General features: G+C 36.2%; 27 protein-coding genes, 1 other RNA gene and 1 pseudogene. 25 read left to right on the top strand and 4 right to left on the bottom strand.

Annotation, left to right across the window (positions count from 1 at the left end; translation table 11 throughout):
- Position 1: 1 nt before the first annotated feature.
- The 8 genes and pseudogenes from CUC15_RS13960 to CUC15_RS20120 all read left to right on the top strand — a co-directional run bounded on the left by CUC15_RS13960 (position 2) and on the right by CUC15_RS20120 (position 4,095).
- Positions 2 to 388: a hypothetical protein gene (locus tag CUC15_RS13960; protein WP_114918463.1), complete on the top strand. Its 387-nt coding sequence runs from the start codon at positions 2 to 4 to the stop codon at positions 386 to 388.
- A gap of 121 nt (positions 389 to 509) precedes the next feature.
- Entirely contained in the window at positions 510 to 974 is a 465-nt protein-coding gene (locus CUC15_RS13955; protein ID WP_114917245.1) for a hypothetical protein, read from the top strand.
- Positions 975 to 1,154: 180 nt separating this feature from the next.
- A complete protein-coding gene (locus CUC15_RS13950) occupies positions 1,155 to 1,526 on the top strand; it encodes a VOC family protein (protein ID WP_114917244.1) in 372 nt (123 codons plus the stop codon).
- Positions 1,527 to 1,686: 160 nt separating this feature from the next.
- Entirely contained in the window at positions 1,687 to 1,827 is a 141-nt protein-coding gene (locus CUC15_RS20125; RefSeq protein ID WP_162800323.1) for a hypothetical protein, read from the top strand.
- A 31-nt stretch (positions 1,828 to 1,858) separates the two neighbouring features.
- A complete protein-coding gene (locus CUC15_RS13945; RefSeq protein WP_114917243.1) occupies positions 1,859 to 2,617 on the top strand; it encodes a (S)-benzoin forming benzil reductase in 759 nt (252 codons plus the stop codon).
- Between the two features lie 407 nt (positions 2,618 to 3,024).
- Complete coding sequence (locus tag CUC15_RS13940) at positions 3,025 to 3,306, top strand: hypothetical protein (protein ID WP_205317707.1); 282 nt, start codon at positions 3,025 to 3,027, stop codon at positions 3,304 to 3,306.
- A gap of 443 nt (positions 3,307 to 3,749) precedes the next feature.
- Positions 3,750 to 3,950: pseudogene (locus tag CUC15_RS13935) on the top strand (NUDIX hydrolase); the annotation flags it as partial.
- Positions 3,943 to 4,095 (top strand): hypothetical protein, encoded by a 153-nt coding sequence (locus CUC15_RS20120; RefSeq protein ID WP_162800239.1) that lies wholly within the window; start codon positions 3,943 to 3,945, stop codon positions 4,093 to 4,095. The pseudogene CUC15_RS13935 and the gene CUC15_RS20120, both read left to right, overlap by 8 nt.
- 392 nt (positions 4,096 to 4,487) lie before the next feature.
- On the opposite strand, the gene CUC15_RS13930 is transcribed toward CUC15_RS20120, so the two are convergent.
- Positions 4,488 to 5,354, bottom strand: a complete 867-nt coding sequence (locus CUC15_RS13930; protein ID WP_114917240.1) for a YitT family protein — start codon at positions 5,352 to 5,354, stop codon at positions 4,488 to 4,490.
- Between the two features lie 270 nt (positions 5,355 to 5,624).
- Between CUC15_RS13930 and CUC15_RS13925 the strand changes: the two genes are divergently transcribed.
- The 8 genes from CUC15_RS13925 (at position 5,625) to CUC15_RS13890 (ending at position 13,872) form a co-directional block, all read left to right on the top strand.
- A complete protein-coding gene (locus tag CUC15_RS13925) occupies positions 5,625 to 5,885 on the top strand; it encodes a glutaredoxin family protein (protein WP_114917239.1) in 261 nt (86 codons plus the stop codon).
- A gap of 188 nt (positions 5,886 to 6,073) precedes the next feature.
- A complete protein-coding gene (locus CUC15_RS13920) occupies positions 6,074 to 7,093 on the top strand; it encodes a sugar-binding transcriptional regulator (protein WP_114917238.1) in 1,020 nt (339 codons plus the stop codon).
- 49 nt (positions 7,094 to 7,142) lie between these two features.
- Positions 7,143 to 8,150 carry a type I glyceraldehyde-3-phosphate dehydrogenase gene (gene gap / locus CUC15_RS13915; RefSeq protein ID WP_114917237.1) on the top strand — a complete coding sequence of 336 codons (1,008 nt, stop codon included), beginning with the start codon at positions 7,143 to 7,145 and terminating at the stop codon, positions 8,148 to 8,150.
- A 186-nt stretch (positions 8,151 to 8,336) separates the two neighbouring features.
- On the top strand, positions 8,337 to 9,518 hold the full coding sequence (locus CUC15_RS13910) for a phosphoglycerate kinase (protein ID WP_114917236.1): 1,182 nt from the start codon (positions 8,337 to 8,339) through the stop codon (positions 9,516 to 9,518).
- Positions 9,519 to 9,536: 18 nt separating this feature from the next.
- Positions 9,537 to 10,295, top strand: coding sequence for a triose-phosphate isomerase (gene tpiA, locus CUC15_RS13905; RefSeq protein WP_114917235.1), 759 nt, complete (start codon positions 9,537 to 9,539; stop codon positions 10,293 to 10,295).
- Positions 10,292 to 11,833, top strand: a complete 1,542-nt coding sequence (gene gpmI / locus CUC15_RS13900; protein WP_114917234.1) for a 2,3-bisphosphoglycerate-independent phosphoglycerate mutase — start codon at positions 10,292 to 10,294, stop codon at positions 11,831 to 11,833. The genes tpiA and gpmI overlap by 4 nt, the downstream gene beginning before the upstream one ends.
- Positions 11,834 to 11,865: 32 nt before the next feature.
- The gene (gene eno, locus CUC15_RS13895; protein WP_114917233.1) at positions 11,866 to 13,152 is read left to right on the top strand and encodes a phosphopyruvate hydratase; all 1,287 of its coding nucleotides are present in this window, start codon (positions 11,866 to 11,868) and stop codon (positions 13,150 to 13,152) included.
- 144 nt (positions 13,153 to 13,296) lie between these two features.
- A complete protein-coding gene (locus CUC15_RS13890; protein WP_242985859.1) occupies positions 13,297 to 13,872 on the top strand; it encodes a nitroreductase family protein in 576 nt (191 codons plus the stop codon).
- A 188-nt stretch (positions 13,873 to 14,060) separates the two neighbouring features.
- Here CUC15_RS13890 and ptsP read toward each other — a convergent pair whose 3' ends face one another.
- Together ptsP and CUC15_RS13880 are read right to left on the bottom strand one after the other, a co-directional pair.
- Positions 14,061 to 15,779 (bottom strand): phosphoenolpyruvate--protein phosphotransferase, encoded by a 1,719-nt coding sequence (gene ptsP, locus CUC15_RS13885; protein ID WP_114917232.1) that lies wholly within the window; start codon positions 15,777 to 15,779, stop codon positions 14,061 to 14,063.
- A gap of 180 nt (positions 15,780 to 15,959) precedes the next feature.
- Complete coding sequence (locus CUC15_RS13880) at positions 15,960 to 16,880, bottom strand: alpha/beta hydrolase (RefSeq protein WP_114917231.1); 921 nt, start codon at positions 16,878 to 16,880, stop codon at positions 15,960 to 15,962.
- A gap of 160 nt (positions 16,881 to 17,040) precedes the next feature.
- Here CUC15_RS13880 and secG point away from each other — a divergent pair, with 160 nt between their 5' ends.
- The 7 genes from secG to CUC15_RS13845 all read left to right on the top strand — a co-directional run bounded on the left by secG (position 17,041) and on the right by CUC15_RS13845 (position 23,139).
- On the top strand, positions 17,041 to 17,271 hold the full coding sequence (gene secG / locus CUC15_RS13875; RefSeq protein WP_114917230.1) for a preprotein translocase subunit SecG: 231 nt from the start codon (positions 17,041 to 17,043) through the stop codon (positions 17,269 to 17,271).
- Positions 17,272 to 17,383: 112 nt separating this feature from the next.
- On the top strand, positions 17,384 to 18,130 hold the full coding sequence (locus tag CUC15_RS13870) for an alpha/beta hydrolase (RefSeq protein WP_114917229.1): 747 nt from the start codon (positions 17,384 to 17,386) through the stop codon (positions 18,128 to 18,130).
- Positions 18,131 to 18,179: 49 nt separating this feature from the next.
- The gene (rnr, locus tag CUC15_RS13865; RefSeq protein WP_114917228.1) at positions 18,180 to 20,408 is read left to right on the top strand and encodes a ribonuclease R; all 2,229 of its coding nucleotides are present in this window, start codon (positions 18,180 to 18,182) and stop codon (positions 20,406 to 20,408) included.
- Between the two features lie 197 nt (positions 20,409 to 20,605).
- Positions 20,606 to 21,412, top strand: coding sequence for a zinc transporter ZupT (gene zupT, locus CUC15_RS13860; RefSeq protein WP_114917227.1), 807 nt, complete (start codon positions 20,606 to 20,608; stop codon positions 21,410 to 21,412).
- Between the two features lie 79 nt (positions 21,413 to 21,491).
- Positions 21,492 to 21,959 carry an SsrA-binding protein SmpB gene (gene smpB, locus CUC15_RS13855; protein ID WP_114917226.1) on the top strand — a complete coding sequence of 156 codons (468 nt, stop codon included), beginning with the start codon at positions 21,492 to 21,494 and terminating at the stop codon, positions 21,957 to 21,959.
- Positions 21,960 to 22,164: 205 nt separating this feature from the next.
- Positions 22,165 to 22,528: a transfer-messenger RNA gene (gene ssrA / locus CUC15_RS13850) on the top strand.
- 269 nt (positions 22,529 to 22,797) lie between these two features.
- Positions 22,798 to 23,139, top strand: coding sequence for a pirin family protein (locus tag CUC15_RS13845; protein WP_114917225.1), 342 nt, complete (start codon positions 22,798 to 22,800; stop codon positions 23,137 to 23,139).
- 264 nt (positions 23,140 to 23,403) lie between these two features.
- Here the strand turns inward: CUC15_RS13845 and CUC15_RS13835 are convergent, their stop codons facing one another.
- Positions 23,404 to 24,588 carry an NADH-dependent flavin oxidoreductase gene (locus tag CUC15_RS13835; RefSeq protein ID WP_205317607.1) on the bottom strand — a complete coding sequence of 395 codons (1,185 nt, stop codon included), beginning with the start codon at positions 24,586 to 24,588 and terminating at the stop codon, positions 23,404 to 23,406.
- Between the two features lie 187 nt (positions 24,589 to 24,775).
- On the opposite strand from CUC15_RS13835, the gene CUC15_RS13830 reads away from it, so the two are divergent.
- Together CUC15_RS13830 and CUC15_RS13825 are read left to right on the top strand one after the other, a co-directional pair.
- The gene (locus tag CUC15_RS13830; protein WP_114917222.1) at positions 24,776 to 25,108 is read left to right on the top strand and encodes a glycine cleavage system H family protein; all 333 of its coding nucleotides are present in this window, start codon (positions 24,776 to 24,778) and stop codon (positions 25,106 to 25,108) included.
- A gap of 145 nt (positions 25,109 to 25,253) precedes the next feature.
- Positions 25,254 to 26,048 carry a protein-ADP-ribose hydrolase gene (locus CUC15_RS13825; protein ID WP_114917221.1) on the top strand — a complete coding sequence of 265 codons (795 nt, stop codon included), beginning with the start codon at positions 25,254 to 25,256 and terminating at the stop codon, positions 26,046 to 26,048.

The raw sequence follows: 26,048 nt of genomic DNA, 5'->3' as shown, positions 1-26,048 counted from the left end.
ATTGGCTAAAAAGTTATTTTACGTACTGATTGCATTAGTGTTATTTATAATTAGTGGATGTTCTAATGAAGGGGAAACAACCACAGTAACAAGTGACAGTATTGATGCTGAAGAAGTCTTAACATTGAATCCTGATGCTGATATTTTCCAGTATGATGGAGTAATTTATGAAACTAATATCGATTGGGTTGAAGAATTGCCTTTAACAAAAGACGTTCAAATCGGTGAAATAAAAACAAAAAATGATAGTAATACAGATTTCAAAGATGAAATGGCAAATAAACTTCCAGTTGGTGCAAAGATTTTTTCAGCCAAGGAAAGAGGAGATATTTTAATCGTTGAATTAGAAGGAGAAATCTTGAAATACCTTGCAATAGTTGAAGGGTAATCAATAACAGTCAATGATTGTGAAAAACAACCTTTTTAAACAAACAGTGGCAGGTTAGTTCAATAAGAAATCACAAAAGTAATGAGCATTTACTTTAAAATAAGATTAAACGGAGGTTGAGATGCGAAAAGTTTATCTAGATAGAACAGAATTAACTGGAGCCATAAATGTAAATTTAAAAGATACTGAGGTTATACCAGCAGGTACAAGAATTTATTCTATGAGTGTTTATCATAAAAATGAGGAGTATCAAAAATATGCTAACGATTATGATATTCAATTTATCTTTGACGATGATATTCCACATTTAGAATTTTATACGGTTCCATATGTAGATATTATGGCAAAAGATAGTAAAGGTGGATTTATCGGAACTGTTGGTCAACAATGTGATTTGAAAAGTGACGCACCAATTTGTTATATCAATAAGCATTTAGAGTGCTTGGTAATTTCTGAAAACGGAGAAGATTTTCTGAGTAATATAGGATCGTGGCAAGACAACTTGAAACCCTATGATAAAATTACCGTTTATCGTTCGAAAGCAGAAGCAGAAATGGAACTAGAATTTATCGATTTGTCTGTCTGATAGTCCTCCATCATTATAAATTCATATTGAACTAAGTGGTGCGATAGTCCAAAAAGGATTATCGCTTATTTTTGTTAAATTTATATATTAACGGGGCAGGTTAATTCAATAATCGAAAGGAAAAAGGTATATAGAAAGGGAACTATTTGATATACCAGATTAATTAAAGGAGAGAGGTCTATGAGTAAATCATATATTGAACAAGTACATTATATTAGAATTCCTGTAAAAGATTTAGAACTGTCTGCAAAATGGTATAGAGATGTATTAGGGCTCCAGTTATTAAATATTCCTGAAGAACTTGCAATTATAAAAGTGAATGAAGGACCTTTCTTACTTATCCTAGTTCCAACCGAAGATGAAACATTTGCACATTTTACAATTAATAATGAACAAGAATTTAGCATTGGCTTTACAAGTCCTGAGTTATCTAAATTTCACCAACACTTAATTGATAATCAAGTTAAGGTTGAGGATATAAAAGAAGATAATGGTCATGCCTTTTTCCACTTTTATGACACGAATGGTAATAAACTTCAAGTACACTGGTAGGATTATCATAAAATTACCTTATTTCATTAAACGGGGGCTTTAGTTTAAGTAAGTAGAGTTGCTTATGCATCTCTTTTTTCTTATTCAACTATAGGGGCAGGTTAGTTGAAGAAGAGATGAGAGCAATAATTACAAAGAAAGTTGGGAATATTCAGTTATAATGATAATGATATCCGCATACTATTTAGCTGAAATAGAAATTATCGGTGATAGAAAAATATGGGTGGAGAACTTGATCATGATAATAAATGGTGTGGAAAGAACCGTTAAAGGTCTATTAAAAGAGGAAGATAAAATATAGTTAGTTAAATAATCGAAAGAGAGGTAACAAAATGAGGTATTTTATTATAACAGGAACTTCTAGAGGTATTGGAAAATCATTGGCAAAGATATTATTAAATGATGAGAATAACCATGTTATTTGTATTTCAAGAAGTATGAGTACAAATTTATATGACAACGCAGGTTTAAAATTCGATAATGTAAGAAACTTTTCTTTTGATCTTAATAATTTATTCGATATTAATTCTCTTTTTCAAAGTGTATTTAATTTAGTTAGTGAAGATGATGTTGATTCTATTTATTTAATCAATAATGCAGGTGTTCTTTCCCCTATTGGACCGATTGAAGAAACTATTAGTGAAGATGTCATTAGAAATATAAATGTGAATTTAATTGCCCCTATATTGCTTACATCTCAGTTTATTAAACACACAAACAATTGGAAAATAGACAAAAGAGTATTAAACATCTCGTCTGGTTCTGCGAAATATTTGCTTCCTTCCCAAAGCCCTTATAGTACTGCAAAAGCAGGTCTGGATTCTTTTACTAAAAGTATTTATTTAGAACAAAAAGAAAAACCTTTTCCAGTAAAAATTATTTCAGTTTATCCAGGTGTAATAGATACGAAATTACAAACTGAAATACGGTCAACAAGTAAAGAAAAATTCCCATATGTTGAATTATTTAATCAGTTACATGAAAAAGGAAAATTACAAACACCTCTAGATACTGCTGAAAAACTTATTCAACTATTGATGAGTCATGATTACGGTAAACAAACAATAGTAGAGGAATTAGCTCCAATGTAACTTAATAGTGGCTACTCATGGTGTTTAGTAGCATTATTTTCATATCTGATAAATCCTGGTGTTTGATGCTGTGATAATTTATTTAGTTTAAATCTATATTGTGAAATATTGTACTTAAATTATCGGAGTACGGTTAGTTGAAGAGGAATAAATTAGGACCATCATATAAAATGTGTGGTCCTTTTAATATCAACTATACTATTTACTCATATAACCTAAATATAAAAAATCTAAGAGTTTTAATGTGCTAAATTATCTCTTATTAAAGTAACTGGTGCAAGAGTTAAACAAGGCGATCATCAAATTGATCGTCTTATTTTTTGAAAGTCGTATGGAATATTATGTTAATATTAAATTAAAGGGTTATTGAACTAACGGGGCAGGTTAGATTTATGGGGGGATGTATGTTGAAATCAATTAGTATATGGTCAATAGTATTTATCATATTTGGATTACTTTTCTTTGGATTAAACTGGATTATAGTGGGATATTCTGAACTTATTGCATTTATAGGAGCTATTTTTATATTGTTAGGGGCTATATTTAGTTTTATTGCTATCTTTAAAAATGAAAAAGGTAGTTTAAAATTTATATCACTTGTTTCTTTTTTTATTATCTTATTTTTAATAACTTGGTTTGAACCATTTCAGGCTCTCCGTATAGTAACTTGGCTTAAAAATATTGTTTAATTATTTAGTGCTTTAACACATTAATGAAATCTCAATACAACTTTAATACCAATCGTATTCGGTTTGGCTATTATCATTATAGGTGGGTTAATGTTAGTTGGGCCGCTTACCTTAAACCAGCCATTTGCTTTAACAATTACACTTGTATGTTGTTATATCAATAATATTCGGAAGGATAGCTAAAAAAATATATTATAGTTTTGAATGATTTAATAGTGAATTAAAGATTAAAGCTATTCAAGTAACTGGTGCTTTTCTTAAAGAAGGAGAAGTGCCCTTTTTTGTTGAATTCATACAATAGGGAGTAGGTTTGTGGAAGAGGATTGTTATCTACAACAGACATTTTATTACTGAATTCAAAGAGAATTATGTTAAACAAATGTTGAATGGGAGTGAGTTAATTGGAACAGAGTACTCAAAGAATTTAGACACCGCCAAAACATATTGTTTCAGCGGCAACTATTGTACTCAATGAAAAAAAGGAAATTCTACTAATCGAGGGACCTTTGAGAGGTTGGGAGATGCCAGGTGGGCAAGTCGAAGAAGGAGAATCATTGAAAGATGCTGCTATCAGAGAGACAAAAGAAGAATCAGGTATAGATGTTGAGATAATAAAATTTTGTGGGATATTTCAAAATGTACACAGGTGTTACTATATTAGTAATCCCTAAAGAAAACTTGGTTGCTGTTCGTATGTTTAATAGTTTTGGTTCACCAGAAGGATATGATTATTTATCTGATGTCAGGTCTTTCGGAGATACAATAATGAGTTGTTTACAAAGTACATAAATTGATGTATGACGAATTTACTTTTTTCAGATGCTTGATGGAAATAATGAGTTTGTGAAAAAATGTACTTACATTAACTGGTGCTTTAGTTGATTAAGAAAATTGGCCAGGATCTCTTAAAGAGGTCCTTTTTGTGTTAAATAACTAACTATACTATCTAAAATGACAGTGCAATTGACAGCCGAATTGACATCGATTTTGACATACCAATTGGCACCAATTTTTATGTACAATGAACTGAGAAATTCGGTTGCCAAAAAGCCCTAATTTAACCATTGATCGTTGATATAACAACAAAACTGACGTATGCCAATTAATACGTCAGTTTGTCTGTCATTTAATTAATATGCACCTCAAAACGGAACTCTTTACCATACGATGGACCGCTTTTTTCAATGTCCTGCTGACTTAAATCGTCCACCCTGAACCTCTTGTGTGTCCATAATGGTGGTGAAGGCAGTTTTGTCAAGGTTAAATACAATTGCTTTAAGCTTCGCAACTTCTAGACGTGTTACAACGACATAGAGCACATTTGTATCTGTACCTGTATAATTGTTTTGGCCATATAATTTGGTTACCCCACGTTTCAATTCTTCACCGATTACTTCAGCAATATCCTCTGACATGTTGGAAACAATTATGGCTGCCTTTGTTTCGTTCAGAATACCTTGCCCGATTGCATCGATTGTTTTTGAAGCAATATAGTAGGTTAGGATTGATAGCATTGCTTGTTCCCAACCTAGGACAAAACCTGCCCATCCAAAGATAAATATATTGATGAACATAACAAATTCACCAACAGAGAAAGACATTCTTTTGGTAATAATGATTCCAAGTATTTCTGTCCCATCCAATGCACCAGCATTTCGAATGACAATACCTACACCAGCCCCTAGAATCAAACCTCCAAATACAGTTGCTAATAATGATTCATCCGTAATTGGCTCAACTTTATGTAATAGTGACTCTACAACAGATAAAGAAATAATACTAAATAAAGATGAAAATAGAAAATCTTTTCCTAATCTTTTAAATCCAGCAATTAGAAATGGAATATTAATAATTAAGACTAGCACCCCGAAGCTTATCCCTGTAAGGTGATTAATCAGCAGGGAAACACCAATAACTCCACCATCAATAATGTCATTTGGCACGAGAAATAATTCCAAGGCAACTGCGGCTATCCCCGATCCAATAAACAGCATAATATAACGGCGAATCAGATGGGTAATTGGCTCTTTATGTAATTTTTTTGTCATTAACTTTCTCCCTTCTAACAATATGAATAATAAAATTTTATATATACTTTCATCTAGCTGTCAATGAGGAAAACGAAAAAGTGACATTTATTAATAGAAATGGCAGAATTAAATGGAATGTCTCATCTAAATATGAAAAGATTACAGTCAATAATAGGATAGTATTCCTGCAATTCTTAGCATGATTCAGAGAATAAGGACTTAAGCAACGCAGGTCGAGATGTGACAGGTTTTCATATTGTAACTAGAAAAAGAGGAGGGAAAAGTTAAATGCTTAAGATAATTCTATATACGAAAGAAAACTGTACACTTTGTATTGAAGCGGAATCGTTACTATCATTATTTAAGAAAGAATATCCTTATGAGTTGGAAAAAAAGGATATTTATGAGAACGATGCATTATTGGAAGAATATCAATTGTTAATTCCAGTAATCGAGCTAAATGGAAAACAACTCAACTGTGTAGAAATTAATTATGATTCAGTAGAGAACCTGCTTATAGAGAATAACAATTATGGTGTTGGAGGTTAAGATAAACGCTTAGCAGATTGGAGAGTCATATAATCAGGGGAATTCTTATCCTCTAGCTTTACAATACTTTTACAATTTGTAACCTCAATATATTTGTATTTTAATTCAAGTATGCTATACTGAAAATGTAATCGGGACAATTTAAAACAGTATGGGACTTTTTTCGTCCAGTATGAAGGAGTCTTAGGATGGGAACATTAACTGATTTACAAAAAAAACTCGTTCCAGATCTCTTGGAAGTAATGCAGCAGCGGTATTCAATTTTACAAAGTATTAATCTGTTTGAGCCAATTGGACGGAGAGGTCTTGCTGAGAATACAAATTTAACTGAGCGTCACGTTCGTGGTGAGGTTGAATTTTTGCAAAAACAAGAGCTCATTCAAGTAACTTCAAAAGGAATGTTTATCACAAAAGAGGGTAAATTAATTCTGGATCAATTAGCCAAATTTATGGGAGAATTGATGGGCTTGAATGTTTTAGAGGAACAATTAAAGGGAAAATTACATGTAAAGAAGGTTCTCATCATTCCTGGAAATAGCGATGAAAATGATTGGGTGAAACGAGAAATGGGCAAGGCCTGTGTCACATTTCTTCAATCGATTATGAAAGAAAAAATGATCATCGCAGTAACAGGTGGGACGACTATGGCTGCCGTTGCAAATGCAATGACACCACTGAATAAGAGCAAGGACTATTTGTTTCTACCAGCACGTGGGGCAATCGGTGAGAAGGCAGAAAACCAATCGAATCGAATTGTAACAGAGATGGCAGAAAGAGCAAATGGTGAATACCGATTACTTTATGTCCCAGACCCTTTAAGTGAAACGGCATATCAAACACTACTTACGGAACCATCGATTCAAGATGTGTTGCAACAAATCAAGAGTGCGGATGTTGTCATTCACGGTATTGGTGATGCTATAACGATGGCAAACCGGCGGAAGACTTCGGAAGAGATAATGACGAAGCTACAATCAAATTCTGCGGTAAGTGAAGCGTTTGGTTATTATTTTGACGAGTTTGGGAATATTATCCATAAGGTCCGCACATTAGGGATACAACTGGAAGATCTTAATTCCATGGATCATGTATTAGCTGTCGCTGGAGGTAAATCAAAGGCAAAAGCGATTGTTTCCTATTTTAAACAAGGGAAAAGTGATTTACTCATAACAGACGAAGCAGCTGCGAAACAGATTTTAAGAGGGTAACCTCTTTTAATATATTTTTTACAACTCACATTATTTAGGAGGAATAAGAATGGCAGTAAAAGTAGGTATTAATGGTTTTGGTAGAATTGGACGTAATGTATTCCGTCAAGCACTTAAAAATGACGAAGTTGAAATCGTAGCGGTTAATGACTTAACAGATGCAAACATGTTAGCTCATTTATTAAAATATGATTCAGTTCACGGTAAATTGGATGAAGAAGTTTCTGTAAACGGCAAGAACATTGTTGTTGGCGGAAAAGAAATTAAAGTTCTTTCAGAACGCGATCCTGCTAACTTAGGTTGGGGAGATCTTGGCGTAGAAATCGTAATCGAATCAACTGGTCGTTTCACAAATGGTGAAGACGCTAAGAAACATATCGAAGCTGGAGCGAAGAAAGTAATTATCTCTGCACCTGCTAACAATGAAGATTTAACAATCGTTATGGGTGTTAACGATGATAAATACGATCCTAGCCAACATAACATCGTTTCAAATGCTTCATGTACTACAAACTGTTTAGCACCATTTGCTAAAGTATTAAATGATTCATTCGGTATCAAACGTGGATTAATGACTACAATTCATTCTTACACAAATGACCAACAAATTCTTGATTTACCACATAAAGACTACCGTCGTGCACGTGCTGCAGCGGAGAACATTATCCCAACTACAACTGGAGCAGCAAAAGCAGTTGGTTTAGTATTACCAGAAATTAAAGGTAAACTTAATGGTATGGCTGTTCGTGTACCAACTCCAGATGGTTCATTAACAGATTTAGTTGCTGAATTAGAAACAAATGTAACTGCTGAACAAGTTAACGAAGCTTTCAAAGCAGCTGCTGAAGGTCCATTAAAAGGTGTATTAGAATACACTGAAGAACCAATCGTATCTTCTGACATCGTAGGTAACACACATTCATCTATCCTTGATGGTCTATCTACAATGGTAATGGAAGATAACATGGTTAAAGTTGTTTCTTGGTATGACAATGAAATGGGCTACTCATCACGTTGTGTTGACTTAGCTGCATTCATGGCTAAAAAAGGACTATAAGATTAGCCTTTAAAAACTTCTATAAGATTAGAATAAAAGGAGGAGGAGCAAGCTCTTCCTCCTTTTTCCATTTTTATAAACAAGGCAAGCTTGCTTCACTTAGTATATAATGAACGGTGAAAGCAAATGATAGAGTGGGCTAGAATGCAACTCTATTACATAACTTAAGTTTGGGAGGGTGTACAAATGAATAAAAAAACACTTCAAGACCTAGATGTTAAAGGCAAAAAAGTATTTTGTCGTGTAGACTTTAACGTTCCAATGAAAGACGGGGAAGTAACAGATGATACACGAATCAGAGCAGCATTGCCAACGATTAACTACTTAACAGAACAAGGCGCAATCGTTATCTTGGCAAGCCATCTTGGTCGTCCAAAAGGCCAAGTAGTAGAGGAGCTACGCTTAGACCCTGTTGCAAAACGCTTAAGTGAATTAGTCGAGAAAGAAGTAACGAAGACTGATGCAGTTTACGGTGAAGAAGTTGAAAAAGCTGTAGCTGGACTGAACGAAGGCGATATTGTATTACTAGAAAACGTACGCTTTGAAGCTGGTGAAGAGAAGAATGATCCAAAACTCGCAGAAGCATTCGCAGCACTCGCTGACGTGTACGTAAATGACGCATTTGGTGCAGCACACCGTGCACATGCATCAACTGTAGGGATTGCAGAGAAAATACCTTCTGCAGCTGGATTATTGATGCAAAAAGAATTAGATGTTTTAGGTAAAGCATTAGAAAATCCAGAACGTCCATTCACTGCAATCATTGGTGGAGCAAAGGTTAAAGATAAAATAAATGTTATCGATAATTTCTTAGATAAAGTGGACAACCTAATCATTGGCGGTGGGCTTGCATACACGTTTATCAAAGCACAAGGTCATGAAATTGGTAAATCATTATTAGAAGAAGATAAAATCGATTTAGCAAATGAATTCATTAAAAAAGCAGAAGAAAAAGGTGTTAATTTCGTCCTTCCAGTCGATGTAATTGTTGCGGATGATTTTTCTGAAACTGCAAACACACAAACTGTTGCAATTGATCAAATTCCTGCAGATTGGGAAGCATTGGACATTGGACCAAAAACACGTGAAAAATATAGCCAAATTGTTGCCGATTCTAAATTGATTATTTGGAACGGACCAATGGGAGTATTTGAGTTAGATGTATTTGCAAACGGAACGAAAGCTGTTGCGAATGCGTTAGCAGAAACTGCTGGTTATTCTGTTATTGGCGGTGGCGATTCAGCTGCAGCAGTTGAGAAATTCGGTCTTGCTGAAAAAATGGATCATGTTTCAACAGGTGGAGGAGCTTCCCTTGAATTTATGGAAGGTAAAGTACTTCCAGGCGTTGCAGCTCTAGACGAGAAATAAAAGGAGAGGTGAACTTAGATGCGTAAAAATGTAATTGCAGGAAACTGGAAAATGAACAAAGTATTATCAGAAGCAAATGAGTTTGTCGATGCAGTAATTGAAAAAGTACCAAACAGTGACAATGTAGAAGCAATTGTCTGTGCACCATTTGTTTATTTACCATCATTGGTAGAAAAAGCAAAAGGTACGAATTTGAAAGTTGCAGCACAGAACATGCACTTCGAAGAAAACGGTGCTTACACTGGTGAAGTTAGCCCGGTAATGTTGAAGGATCTTGGTGTAACACATGTTGTCCTTGGTCACTCAGAGCGTCGTGAATATTTTGCTGAAACAGACGAAACCGTAAACCAAAAAACGGTAGCAGCTTTCAAACATGGATTAACTCCAATCGTTTGTGTTGGGGAAACTTTGGAACAACGCGAAGCAAATGAAACAATGAGCTTAGTGGAAGACCAAGTGAAAAAAGCTGTAGCAGGATTGTCAAATGAGCAAGTAGCTGAAACGATTATTGCTTACGAACCAATCTGGGCAATTGGCACAGGTAAAACTGCGTCAAGTGAAGATGCAAATGAAGTTTGTAAACACATCCGTAATGTTGTAAAAGAAGTAACTTCTGCTGACACAGCAGACAAAGTTATTATCCAATACGGTGGAAGTGTAAAACCAGCAAATGTTGAAGAATTATTGGCACAATCTGATATTGATGGTGCATTAGTTGGTGGCGCAAGTCTTGAAGCAGATTCCTTCTTACAGCTAGTGGAGGCTGGAGCTAAATGAGTCAAAACAATTTAGCTGCAATAATCATTTTAGACGGATTCGGAATTCGTGATGAAGTGATGGGAAATGCAGTCAAACAAGCAAAGAAACCGAATTTTGATCGTTACTGGAACCAGCATGCACATAACCAGTTAACAGCAAGTGGTGAAGCTGTTGGTTTACCAGAAGGTCAAATGGGTAATTCGGAAGTTGGGCATTTAAATATTGGTGCTGGGCGTATCGTTTATCAAAGTTTAACTCGTGTGAATTTATCAATTAAAGAAGGCGACTTTTTTGAAAAGGAAGCATTCTTAAAAGTGATGAATCATGCAAAAGAAAATGGAAAAGCATTACATCTATTCGGTCTATTGTCTGATGGTGGTGTACACAGCCATATCAATCATTTATTTGCGCTGTTAAAATTAGCGAAGCAAACAGATGTAAAAGAAGTATATGTTCACGCATTTTTAGATGGTCGTGACGTTGGACCACAAACAGCAGACCAATATATCACTGCAACACAAAATAAGATGGATGAATTGGGTGTAGGTAAAATTGCGACAGTATCTGGTCGTTATTATTCAATGGATCGTGACAAACGTTGGGATCGTGTGAAAAAATCATATGATGCGATGGTTTACGGTGAAGGTCCAGCATACACAGATCCATTAGATGTCATTAAAGATTCTTATGCAAATGGCGTACATGATGAATTCGTAATTCCATCTGTAATCGTCGATGAAAATGGCGATCCAGTTGGAAAAGTCCAGGATGAGGACTCGATTATTTTCTATAATTTCCGTCCCGACCGTGCAATTCAAATTTCTCGTACATTTGCCAACGAAGATTTCCGTGATTTCGATCGTGGCAATAAAGTACCACAAAATTTACAATTTGTTATGCTAACAGACTTTAGTGAAACAGTTAATGGCTATGTAGCATACGAACCAATTAATTTAGATAATACAGTTGGTGAAGTACTTTCCCAACATAATTTAAGACAATTACGTATCGCTGAAACTGAAAAATATCCACATGTGACATTTTTCATGAGCGGTGGTCGTGAGCAGGAATTCCCTGGTGAAAAACGAATTTTAATTAATTCACCTAAGGTTGCAACCTATGATTTGCAACCAGAAATGAGTGCCTATGAAGTAACGGACGCGTTGCTTAAGGAGCTTGATTCTAATGAACGTCCAAATGCGATCATCTTAAACTTTGCAAATCCGGATATGGTTGGACATTCAGGAATGCTACAACCAACAATTGATGCAATTGAAGCAGTAGATGAATGCCTTGGAAAAATAGTCGACAAAATTATTGAACTTGGTGGAAATGCAATTATTACAGCAGACCATGGTAATTCAGATGAAGTAACAACATTAGCAGGTCAACCAATGACTGCACATACAACTAGCCCGGTACCGGTTATTGTAACGAAGGAAGGAATCACAGTAAGAGATGGTGGTATTCTAGCAGATTTAGCACCAACATTACTTGATTTATTAGATGTTGAAAAACCAGTCGAAATGACTGGAACCTCATTAATTGTTAAATAATAAAACTATAAAAGTTAAAAGGAGAGATTTTCATGCCATACATTACAGATGTCTATGCACGCGAAGTATTAGATTCACGCGGTAACCCAACAGTTGAGGTAGAAGTATTCACAGAGTCAGGTGGATTCGGTAGAGCATTAGTGCCAAGTGGTGCTTCAACTGGTGAATATGAAGCAGTTGAGCTTCGTGACGGAGATAAAGACCGTTATTTAGGTAAAGGTGTTCTTCAAGCAGTTAAGAACGTAAATGAAGTAATTGCTCCAGAATTAGTTGGATTAGATGTTACACGTCAAAATATTATTGATGCACTAATGATTGAACTTGACGGTACAGAAAATAAAGGAAAATTAGGTGCAAACGCAATTCTTGGTGTTTCCATGGCAGTAGCACATGCAGCAGCAGATTTACTTGATGTTCCTTTATACAACTACTTAGGTGGATTCAATGCCAAAGTATTGCCAACACCAATGATGAACATTGTAAATGGTGGAGAGCATGCAGATAATAACGTTGATATTCAGGAATTCATGGTAATGCCAGTTGGTGCTGAATCATTTAAAGAAGCACTTCGTATGGGAACAGAAATTTTCCACTCATTGAAAAATGTATTGAAATCAAAAGGATATAACACAGCTGTTGGTGATGAAGGTGGATTCGCTCCTAACCTTGGTTCTAACGAAGAAGCTCTTCAAACAATTGTTGAAGCAATCGAAGCTGCTGGTTACAAACCAGGTGAAGAAGTTAAACTTGCAATGGACGTTGCTTCATCTGAAATTTATGAAGACGGTAAATATAACCTTAAAGGTGAAGGCGTTATTCGTACATCTGCTGAGATGGTTGACTGGTACGAAGAAATGGTTAATAAATACCCAATCATCTCAATTGAAGATGGTTTAGACGAGAACGACTGGGAAGGTCATAAACTTCTAACAGAGCGTCTAGGTGATCGCGTACAATTAGTAGGGGATGACTTATTCGTAACTAACACGAAGAAACTTGCACAAGGTATTGAGCAAGGTGTTGGTAACTCTATCTTAGTTAAGGTTAACCAAATCGGTACACTTACTGAAACATTTGAAGCAATTGAAATGGCGAAACGTGCTGGTTACACAGCTGTTATCTCTCACCGTTCTGGTGAAACTGAAGATGCTACAATCGCTGATATTGCTGTAGCAACAAATGCTGGTCAAATTAAAACAGGTGCACCATCACGTACAGACCGTGTTGCGAAATACAACCAATTACTTCGCATTGAAGATGAACTTTCAGGCATGGGCGAGTACGGTGGATTAAAGTCTTTCTATAACTTGAAAAAATAAGGATTAATGTTAGATTGAAAAGAGACAGAGTTTATCTGTCTCTTTTTTTTATGCTTGTTTATTGATTAAGCACTTATTCTTCTTTTACATAAACTGTCGTATAATGAAAAAACGCATGCAATGATAGAAATGGAGGAGACCAAGTTGAGTATTCTCAAGACGATTAAAGCACGTCGTTCAGCACATACATTTAAAGATAAACCTGTTGATACAAAAATATTAAAAGAAATATTTACATATGGAAGTTATGCGCCAACTCATTATATGAAGGAACCATGGAATATTAAGTTATATCAGGGAGAGGGAAGAACTGCATTTGTTGATGCAATTATCGCGAGCTATATACGTATCGGGATGATAAGTGACGATGCGAGCCCAAAAACTTTAAAAATGGTTGATTCGATGAAAAGCTTCCTATTGTCCATACCACATCATGGATTAATATATTTTGAAAGAGAAGCTGACTCGATACGTTTTGAAGAGGAGTACGCCGCTGTATGTGCGTTTATTCAGAATGCACAGCTAGCAGGCTGGGAATATGGTGTTGGTATGTTATGGACGATCACGCCCTATATGAGTGATCCGCTTTTTCTGGAGGAAATAGGATTAAATAGTGAAGTATTTAAAATAGCTGCTGTTATGCAGATTGGCTATCCTGAAAAGGTATCACGAAATAAAGGCAGGACACCGATAGAGAAGAAGCTGGAGATAATTGAATAGGGGTTGGTTATTTTGAATTGAGGAAAGTAGGCGATGAGAGCACATTGGAGCAGGAACGCAGATTATGTATGTTGAAGCGTAAACTCAGTAGGTCGGAACGCAGATTAAGGGAACTGAGCGCTGCCCAAAATCCTGACCCTTTTTAAAATAAAAGAGGCCGGACATCAGCCCCGCCTCTTCATTAATAATTATTTTTGTTCCGTTTTTTCCTTTACAAATGCGACAACTTCTTCTGCAGTTCCCATTGATAAAATGGTATCTTTATAAGACGCTAGGTCATGTTTTGATAGATCGCGAATTTGTGTACGTGCTGGTAAGATTGATGTTGCACTCATGCTGAATTCATCAAGTCCAAGTCCGAGCAGAAGTGGAATTGCAATTGGATCTCCAGCCATTTCACCACACATGCCAGCCCATTTGCCTTCGCTGTGTGCTGCTTCGATAACGTTGTTTACTAAGTTTAAGATTGCTGGGTGGTACGGTTGGTACAAGTATGAAACTTGTTCATTCATACGGTCAGCAGCCATTGTATATTGGATTAAGTCATTCGTACCGATACTGAAGAAATCAACTTCCTTCGCAAATTGTTTTGCGATAACTGCTGTTGATGGAATTTCCACCATGATACCAACTTCAATCTCATCGGAAACCTTAACACCGTCAGCTAGTAAATTTTCTTTTTCATCTAGTAAAATTGCTTTAGCTTTACGGAATTCTTCTAGTGTAGCAATCATTGGGAACATGATTTTTAAATTACCGTAAGCACTCGCACGCAGTAATGCACGAAGCTGTGGACGGAATACATGTTCATTTTCCAAACAGTAACGAATGGCGCGGAATCCTAAAAATGGATTCATTTCTTTTGGCAGATCTAAATAGCTTAATTCTTTATCTCCGCCAACATCTAATGTTCGAACAACAACAGGCTTGTCTCCCATTTGTTCAAGCACAGATTTATATGCTTCAAATTGCTCATCTTCTGTTGGAAGTTCATTTTTGCCCATATATAAAAATTCAGTACGATAAAGCCCAACACCTTCACCACCGTTATTAATAACGCCAGCAACATCTTCAGGTGTACCGATATTTGCTACTAATTCAACCTGTTCTCCATCTTTGGAAAAAGTTGGTTCATCTTTTAGTTTTGCCCATTCTGCTTGTTGTTCAGCGAATGAAGCTTGTTTTCCTCGGTATGTTGCTAATTCATCCTCAGTAGGATTAATAATAACATTACCTTCTAAACCATCGATAATGATTAGATCATTTTGTTTTACAATTGATGTGATTTCTTTTGTTCCTACAATTGCAGGAATTTCTAATGAACGAGCCATAATTGCAGAATGTGATGTACGACCACCAATATCAGTTGCAAAGCCTTTAACAAATTGGCGATTTAATTGTGCTGTGTCAGAAGGTGTCAGATCATTTGCAATCACAATTACTTCTTCATCAATTAATGCTGGATCCGGGAATGTTACACCTAGTAAGTGAGCCAGCACACGTTTGGTAACATCTTTAATATCTGCAGCGCGCTCACGCATATATTCATTATCCATATTATTGAACATGTCGATGAACATATTTGAAACTTCATCTAATGCAGTTTCAGCTTTTGCATTTTCTGAAGTAATCTTATCCTTCATTGGATTGATTAATTCTGGATCACCTAAGATAAGTAAATGAGCGGAGAAAATTTCTGCATGCTCTTCACCAAGTGCTTCTAATGTATGTGCTTTAATTTTCTCTAATTCTTGTTTAGAAATTTCTAAAGCAGCATTTAAACGATTTATTTCTTCTTCTGTATTTTCGATTTTAACTTTCTCGAATGATAGATCTGGCGTAACTAGTTGATAAGCTTTTGCGATAGCGATACCAGATGATGCAGCAATACCTTGTATGTTTGTCATGAAAATTTTGCCAACCTTTCAATAAATATAGTATTAAGAACGATTACACATCAATTTCATATTATCATGTGAAAACGCTAACAATCAAGTTATATTGTGAATAAACTATTCCAGTTTAAACGGTCACGGCTATTATCTCTTTACTAATTGTAGAAGAGTGCAAGCTTTTGTTACTTCCGTCTACATTTTAGAAAGATTCTTTTCGATCCACTGATACAATAGTAAATAAATTTCAGCTTTATTTACTTCATTTAATATTTCATGACGGGCAGAAGGGAGTTGCATAGTAGTAATGTTCCTTAATCCTGCTTTCTTATAGAGATGTGCTGTTCGCCAAACTCCTTTTCCATAGTTACCAACAGGGTCTGCATCTCCACTAATAATTAGCAATGGTAAGTCCTTACGAATGTATCTGTTTCTTCTCTTATTCTGCATATGATTTAAACCAGTCATTAAGTCATAGAAAAACCTTGCAGTCGGAATATAGCCAGAAAAGGGGTCCTGTATATATTGTTGCACTACTTCCCCATCGTTTGATAGCCAGTCAAAGTCTGTTTTCTTAGGTTTTATTTTCTTATTATAATGACCGAATGCAAGATTATTCATAAAACGTGACGGTTCTCTAGGAGGCATTATGGATGCGATTGATTTTCCGACTGTTGTGGTAATTGCGGGAAAATAACCAGTTCCAGATAGAATAACGGCGTCAATATGCCTGCTATATGTTTGGATATAATTCCGTACTAGGAAAGACCCCATACTATGACCGAAAAGGAAAATCGGAACATCTGGGTAAACTTGCTTTATTTTCATAGAAATAGCTTGAAGATCACGGACAGCTTTAAAAAAACCATCATTATCAGAAAAGTATCCTAGTAATCCCTGTTTCTCTCCTGTCTTACCATGCCCTCGATGATCGTTACCATAAACAATGATTTCTTTTTCTACTAAAAATCTGGCAAAATCTTCGTAGCGATTAATATGTTCTGCCATACCATGGGATAGCTGAATAATTGCCTTTGGATGCTCTATTTCAGATCCCCATTTTCTAATGTGAATTTCCGTTCCATCCTCCATTTCTAACCAAAATGAAGATTTCATTCGATTTCCCCCTTGTTTATGAAGTCATTTCTTTCTTCTTATCTTAAATTGGATTGTGATATACGTCCAAGATTAGTTAATAAATGGCTTGCCTTCTTATTGAAAACTATGCTAAAGTATTTAATAGAAAGTTGTCCGTAATAGGAGGTATCATATTTAAATGACTAATTTAGTAAATATTTTATTAGTAATTGATGCACTTGTACTAATCACGTTTGTCATATTACAATCTGGTAAGAGTGCTGGTCTATCTGGTGCAATTTCTGGTGGTGCAGAACAATTATTTGGTAAACAAAAAGCTCGCGGAATGGATTTAGTGTTACAACGTGGAACCATTATTACTTCAGTACTATTTTTCTTATTAGCATTTACAAGTGGATATGTATTATAATAAAACTACCCTTGTCACTATTAAGTGATAAGGGTTTTTACATAGTTAAAATGAAAATACAGATACAAAATACCTGTTAACAAATACTTACTGTTAGAAATGGAGAATTCAGATGAAGATAAAACAACCACAACCATTTACTTTTGAAGCAGGACCACGTGCAGTATTACTATTACATGGATTTACAGGGCATACTGCTGATGTCCGGATGCTTGGAAGATTTCTGGAAAAGAAAGGATATTCCAGTCACGGTCCGATTTACCGTGGGCACGGATTACCTCCAGAGGAATTGATTAAAACGAATCCAGACCAATACTGGGAGGATGTGCAAGCAAGCTTGCAGCATTTGCGTGATTTAGGCTACGAGGAAATAGCTGTTGCTGGACTTTCACTTGGTGGGGTTTATGCATTAAAACTTGCCTATACGACACAAATCAAAGCTGTAATCCCAATGTGTGCGCCGATGTTTTATTTAGATGAGGCAAGCTTGGCAAGAGGTTTCAAAAGCTTTACAAAGCAATATAAGCAATTAGAGGGCTTGAATGAGGAACAAATTGAAACAGAAGTAAATGAATTATATGAAGAAGGTAAAGAACTATTTTCATTAATGGGACAAACGATTACAGATGTAAGAGATAATGTAGATACAATTTACACGCCTACAATGGTTGTTCAAGCAAGAAACGATGAGATGATAAATACAGACAGTGCAGATTACATTTATGATCATGTAGAAGCAGATGTGAAGAAGATCAAATGGTATGAAGAATCCGGTCATGTAATTACACTCGATAAGGAAAAAGAACAGCTGCATGAGGATATTTATCAATTCCTAGAAACATTAGATTGGAAAGTATGATTATAGTTTTACTATAAAAGGTATATAATATGGGAAAGAAGGTGAGCAGATGAAAGAAAGAATCTTAACATTATTTAAAGAAACTGGCACAAAGCCATTATCAGTAGAAGAAATTGAACAAGAATTGGAAGTTACCGATTCAGTTGAATTTAAAGAATTAGTAATAACACTAAATGAATTAGAAGAAGCTGGAGAATTGGTTCGAACCCGAAAAAATCGCTTTGGGCTGCCAGAAAAAATGAATCTAGTCCGTGGGAAAATTCAGATGCATGCGAAGGGGTTTGCATTCTTAATTCCAGATGATGAGAACGGGCGAGATGTATACATCCATCATTCTGATTTAGGCTCAGCAATGAATAATGATAGAGTGTTAGTACGTTTAGAGAAAACGGAAGAGGATGGTAATCGTCCTGAGGGACAAGTTATCCGTATTCTAGAGCGTGCGGTGCTGCAAGTTGTGGGTACTTATGAAGATAATCGTGCATTTGGGTTTGTGATTGCCGATGATAAGCGTATTCCCAATGACATATTTATCCCGAAAGGCAGTACGAATGGTGCGGTAAGTGGTCATAAAGTAATTGCACATATTACGAAATATCCAGAAGGAAGAATGAGTGCAGAGGGCGAGATTATTCATATTCTTGGCCATAAAAATGATCCGGGAATCGATATTTTATCGATTATTTATAAACATGGGATTACCATTGATTTTCCCGATGAGGTGTTAGAGCAAGCCGCGAATACACCAGAAACGATTAGCGCAGAGGAGCTTGAAGGTAGACGTGACTTGCGTGACGAAGTAATTGTTACTATCGACGGTGCAGATGCAAAGGATTTAGATGATGCTGTTACGGTCAAACGATTGGAAAATGGAAATTATAAGCTTGGTGTGTACATTGCTGACGTTAGTTATTACATCGATGAAGGGTCACCAATGGATAACGAGGCACTTGACCGTGGAACAAGTGTATATTTAGTTGACCGGGTAATTCCGATGATTCCACATCGTTTATCAAATGGGATTTGTTCATTAAATCCACAGGTAGACAGGTTAACCCTTGGCTGTGAAATGGAAATAACAGCAACTGGTGAAGTGGTGAACCATGAGATTTTCCAAAGTGTCATTAAAACAACGGAAAGAATGACATACACCGAGGTAAATAAAATATTAGTAGATAAAGATGTGTCTCTAAGAGATCGATATGAGCCACTTGTTCCTATGTTTGAAGAAATGGAAGAACTTGCTGCGATTTTGCGTAAAAAGCGGATGACTCGCGGTGCTATTGACTTCGATTTTAAAGAGGCACAGGTCCTTGTCGATGATAAAGGGAAAGCAGTGGATGTTGTCTTACGAGAACGCTCTGTCGCAGAACGTCTTATCGAAGAATTTATGCTAGCAGCAAATGAAACAGTTGCAGAACATTTCCATTGGATGGACGTGCCCTTCATTCACCGGATTCATGAAGACCCAGATGAAGGAAAGCTGCAAAACTTCTTTGAATTCTTAAGTGGGTTAGGAATTAAAGTTAAAGGAACAGCAAATGATATACATCCAAAAGGTTTACAAAAGATAATCGAGGACATCCAAGGTAAACCGGAAGAAATGATTGTTTCGAAGCTCATGCTTCGTTCGATGAAGCAGGCAAAGTATGATCCACAAGGTATAGGGCACTTTGGACTTGCAACTGAATTTTATACGCATTTCACATCACCGATTAGAAGGTATCCCGATTTGACTGTCCATCGTTTAATTCGCAGCTACCTTGTAAATAAGCAGCTGGATAAGAAAAACCTTAGCCACTGGAAGGACAGATTACCAGAGATTGCCAAGCATTCATCAGAGATGGAGCGTCGGGCTGTCGATGCAGAGAGAGATACAGATAGCTTGAAGAAAGCCGAGTTTATGAAAGAAAAAATCGGCGAAGAGTATACTGGTTTAATAAGCTCAATCACCAATTTCGGTATGTTCGTTGAACTGGAAAATACGGTAGAAGGTCTTATTCATGTCAGTTATTTGACTGATGATTACTACCATTATGATGAACGCAGCCATGCATTGATTGGTGAACGAACAGCAAATGTTTATCGAATTGGGGAAGAAGTTAAGGTTAAAGTCGTCGCAGTCAACACAGATGAATATACCGTTGACTTTGAATTAGCTAATGCCAGTGGCGGAAAGTCGAAAACCCGTAAGCCACGTAATGACCGTAATGAAAGAAAATCAAATGAACCATCATATAAGAAAAAGTCAACGAAAAAGAAAAGACAAAGAAGGTGAGCCAGAATATGGCTCGCTTTTTATTTTTACTTAAAATATGTAGCATAAATAAACTACTTGCATAATATATTTTGAAAATATAAAGTTGCACATGGTAAAACTTATTGTTGACATCTAATTAATTGTCGCTTACACTACTTAATAAGAAGATCTGCAAGAATTATACAATTAAGTTATAAAGGGAGGGTATATATTTTATGAGTGATATTTTATTAGCGTTTTTATTTACGCTGTTTGCAGGTCTAGCAACGGGTGTCGGAAGTATGCTTGCATTTTTTGCAAAAACAACCAATACTAAATTTTTATCTTTTGCATTAGGGTTATCTGCTGGGGTAATGATTTATGTATCGATGGTTGAGATATTTTTCAAAGCAAAGGATTCATTAACAGGAGCACTTGGTGAAACGGAAGGGTATTGGTTAACGGTCGTTAGTTTTTTTGCTGGAATGCTTGTCATCGGTTTAATTGATAAGCTTATACCGAAATACACAAATCCACATGAAATAAAGAAAGTGGAGGATATGGAAAAAGGGAACACATCGGTTAAAAATCCTGAGTTAATGAAAATGGGTATTTTTACAGCACTAGCGCTAGGCATTCATAATTTTCCAGAAGGGATTGCAACATTTGTTTCCACATTGCAGGATCCATCCATTGGTTTTGCAATAGCTGTTGCTGTTGCCATTCACAATATCCCAGAAGGAATCGCGGTATCGGTGCCGATTTATTATGCTACGGGTGATAAGAAAAAGGCATTTCGTTTATCCTTCTTATCTGGATTAGCTGAACCAGTTGGTGCACTCGTTGCTTTTCTTTTTCTTATGCCGTTTCTAAGTGATGTGATGTTCGGTGTCATTTTCGCTATGGTAGCAGGAATAATGGTATTTATCTCACTGGATGAACTATTACCAGCAGCTAAGAAGTATGATGAGGCACATCTTTCTATTTACGGAGTAATGACTGGAATGGCGGTAATGGCAATAAGCTTATTGTTGCTAGCATAACTAAGTGAATGGTTGTTCCTTGGAATTCTCTCTAAACTTTGGTAAAATAGAATTCCATGTAAGCAGTAGGAGGAATTTTATGCCAAAGGGTCAAGGAAAAACACTCGCACAAAATAAAAAGGCATCACATGATTATTTTATTGAAGATACGTATGAAGCAGGAATTGTACTACAAGGAACAGAAATTAAATCCCTTCGTAATGGGCGTGCAAACATTAAGGATGCCCATGCTAGAATCGATCGTCGGGGTGAGGTTCAACTGATTAATCTGCATATTGCAGAATATGAACAAGGAAATCGGTATAACCATGATCCAACACGTACGCGTAAACTGCTCTTACATCGGAAGCAAATTGATAAATTAATCGGCCTAACCCAGCAACAAGGATATGCACTTGTCCCACTCAAAATTTATATTAAAAATGGCTATGCCAAAGTTTTGATTGGACTTGGTAAAGGGAAGAAGAAATACGACAAGCGTGATGACTTAAAGCAAAAACAAATGAAGCGTGACGTCGATCGGGCATTGAAGGAATATAACAAGTAATTACTTGGAAGATAAGAAAGTATAAAAACTTATTACGTAATGACAATTAAGGCTATTCACCCAAGGGATTAGGCATTGGCATTTGCCAAGTTTTCTAGTAAATCCTTCCAACCCTTGAAAAAAACGTGATTTATGCTATAATAGAATTAGTCGCTAATAGACAAATTATTAATGCTCGTATTTACCCGAGCGTTTCTCCTAATTTGGGGACGTTACGGATTCGACAGGGGTAGTTCGAGCTCAGGTTGCGCGTCGAGGTTACGGCTCGTAAAACGTTACTCGCCTAAATATAACTGGCAAAGAAAACAATTACTCTTTAGCAGCTGCGTAAGTAGCACTAAAGGATCCTTCCTGCTATCGCCCGTGTGGCAGATTGAAGGGTCTCAACTTTAAGCGGGCTATACGAATATCCGCCGTCTGAGGATGTTCGTTGAAACCAACCAGACTAGCTTTCACAACGCCTGTTGGTAGGCAGAGTGAAAAGCGAATTACGAATATACCAACTACACGTGTAGAAGCCTGAGTGGCGTTGCCTCTGGACGTGGGTTCGATTCCCACCGTCTCCACCAATACATAATGTTGGTGGTTTTTTTGTGTTTTAATAAGTGTTACTATACTATAGTTAAAAAAATGTTCCTAAATAATAATTTATTTTTTAATAGAGCTTCATTTTATTTATCATTTATTGGAGTTGCTGAATCATATTTATTTAGTATCCAGTATGCACGTTTTTTTGTTACACTCTAAGAAATCTTGGGGAATTAGTGCATAATTTAGGATGTATATATTCCTCGCAAGAATTGACCATGCTCATTTATAAAAGGGAGTAGTCGTAGGGATGTATGAACATTTCAATGACGAAATTCTAAGCTATATGTACCATGGTAACATGCTACATGAGGATTCGGATGGTAAAAGTGAATTAATTTCTCCAACTAAAAATATGCTGATGGGTGCAGAAAAAAGTTTCTTCCATCAAGAATCAGCATCTATCTTTAGCTGTCCATATAGAGCAAATTTAAATCCGGAGGTTCAATTTGCAGAACGGATGATTGAGCAAAATGGTGATTGGACTTTGATTAGCGTTCCAAAAGAGTTAAATGCACCACTGGTCCTTCGTCAACAAATTGCGGTATTTGATGTGAATGGTAAAAGTGGGCGAGCCGTAGAGTTGCCTTAAGTGAATGGAATGACTCCTTGGCTTTATTTTATGGATGGTAAGGCGGAAGCAGAAGCCAGTGAATTGACAAATGTGACATTACTAGAAAATAGTACCCTTGTGTTATTCGTATTTATCCTAGATTACCCAAGAAGTTATAAATATCTTCTTAGGCAATCATTAAAGGGGCAGTATTACAGCTAAGTATTAACACAAAAAAGCTAAACCATCACTCCCAAACGAGAGAAATAGAATTGGCGTTTTTTGTCTTATAACCAGTATTAATTAATTACGCAATTTACGTAATTCCAGCCGTGCATCATTTGAAAGTGAACCGCCGATATCCATTAATTCAACAATATCTTTAAAGGCTCTTTCGGGAATTGCTAGATCGGCTAGTTCTTCTTGAGAGAAACCTAAATTTATATCATCTTCCCGCCCATCTTTCAATTTAGTAACGAAATCAGGTTCCGTAACAAAAGGCGTTGATGCACCAACCATATCAGCGAATTGGAAAGCTTCCAGTGCTTTTTCCGGTGAGTTGATGCCGCCAGTTGCCATAACTGGAATACGGCCTGCAATATGGTCATACACAACTTGATTCATAAATTTGTCTTTAAATTTCCCTTGCCGAATGGTTTGTTTATAAATATTCTTACCCCAACTTGCAGTAGCTAAGTATTGGATATTAGCTACTTCCATCACTTGATCCATGAAATAAAGAAAGTCTTCCACACTGTAGCCGATTTCATTGCCACGTGTTTCTTCTGGCGTCCCCCTAAAACCGAGAATAAAGTTAGCAGATGCTTCTTCATCGATGACTTTCTGGACAGCCTTCAACACTTCGATACCAAAACGTGAGCGATTTTCAAGGCTTCCGACACCATATTCATCCTCACGCTGATTAGAAAAGGTGGATAGGAATGTTTGAATTAATAAGCGCTGTGCACCTGAAATTTCAACCCCATCAAACCCGGCTTTAATTGCTCGCCGTGTTGAATCGGCATATTGGGTAATGACATGCCCGATTTTACGTTTGGTCATGGGTAAGACTGTATGTTTAATGGGACTTTTTAAGTTCATTTCACTTGGACCATAAACGACACCGAAGTCTTTAAGCGATATTTTAGAAAAACGGCCAGCATGAGTTAATTGAATAATTGCCTTAGCACCGTCTTTCTTCATCGCTTGAGCGAGCTCTTTAAGTCCTTCGATACTGCGGTCATCATCGATACTAAAGCCATATTCAAACAATTGACCATATTCTTCAATATAAGCAGCACCCGTAATTTGTAGAGGTGCTGAACTAGCACGTCGCTCAGCATAAGCCAAGTCTTCCTGAGTAACATAACCTTCAATGGTTGAAGAGTTAGTAATCATTGGTGACAGGACAAAACGATTATCTAATTCAATACCATTTGGTAGAGTTATTGATTCAAATAAAGGTCTATATTGTTCTGTTGTCTTCATTTGCATGCTCTCCAATTCCTTCAATGATATGTAATTGTTAACGTTAACTTAAACCCTAGCACCCATTGGGAGCTATGTCAATTTGATACAGATTTTGATAAATAGAAACAATATATTAGATTATTCATCACAAATGATATACTGTAAATATAGTAAAATTCAAATTAATTAAGAAAGAGGGATTACTATGAAAAAACGTGGTAGCTTTTTATTTATTGAGAAAAATGATGACGTTTATACTTTAAGTATGACGCCGGAATTACAAGATGATATTGGTACAGTTGGTTTCGTAGAATACATAGATGCTGATATCCTTGAGGTAGATGGTGCAATATTAAATTTGGAAGCTTCGAAAACTGTTTTTGAATTGGCTTCTCCGTTGGCTGGTAAAATTGTTGAGCGAAATGAAGCATTAATAAAAGAACCAAGCTTATTAAATTCAGCCAAAGCAGAAGAAAACTGGGTAGTTAAATTAACAGATGTTGATGAAGAAGCGTTTAACCAATTAGAAGAAGCTTAATTAGTAAATGCTTTACTAGACTATTTTTGGTAGATAAGAAAGTATAAAAACTTTCTTATTACATAAGTGAAAACTAAGGCGGTCATCCAAAAGCTCGGTTAAACCTTAGTTTTCTAATAAGTATATTTCTTAATAGGGGTAGGTTATGGATCAAGAAGCGCAATTAGATTATCTGATCGATTATTTACTGAACGAGAATCCAAATGCTAAGGGAAAAGTGATGCAGTACAAAACGGGTACTGTAGAAGAAAAATTAGTCATATTTCGAGGGCTGTGTAATATCCGACGCCCTGAACCGGTGACAGAACAATTTATCCGGGTCCAAGATGCCTTTTTAACGCAGTGGAATAACGAACGGCCGTTAACCTCATTGAATGATTTGGCAGCTCTTCAGCCGCAACTTTATTTATGGCAAGGCGACATTACGAGTCTAGCAGTAGACGTGATTGTTAATGCAGCCAATAGTGATTTTCTAGGTTGTACGCAAGCGAATCATGATTGTATTGACAATATTATTCATACATGTGCAGGTGTAGAGTTGCGGTTAGATTGTAATGCTGTGATAAAAGCACAAGGACGTAAAGAGCCGATTGGTAAAGCAAAAATAACGAAGGCATATAATTTACCGTCAGACTATATCATCCATACAGTCGGTCCATTTATCGACCAACGTGGCGTCACACCCTTAAGGGAGCAATTATTAGCTTCGTCTTATCGTTCTTGTTTAGCCTTGGCTGATGAGTACCAACAAGGGACGATTGCTTTTTGCTGCATTTCAACAGGTGAATTCAATTTCCCTAATCAACGTGCGGCTGAAATTGCGATTCAAACTGTGAAAGAGTACTTAAGCAAAAACCAATCAACACTTAATGTTATCTTTAATGTGTTTAAAGATGAAGATTTACAGATCTATCAGACATTATTAGGGATGAAAGAATAG

Origin of the sequence: Oceanobacillus zhaokaii, from assembly GCF_003352005.1 — a bacterium.
GTDB classification, from domain to species: Bacteria; Bacillota; Bacilli; order Bacillales; family Amphibacillaceae; genus Oceanobacillus; species Oceanobacillus zhaokaii.
Note: the sequence above shows the minus strand (reverse complement) of the source record. Positions and strands in the feature narration are given on the sequence as shown.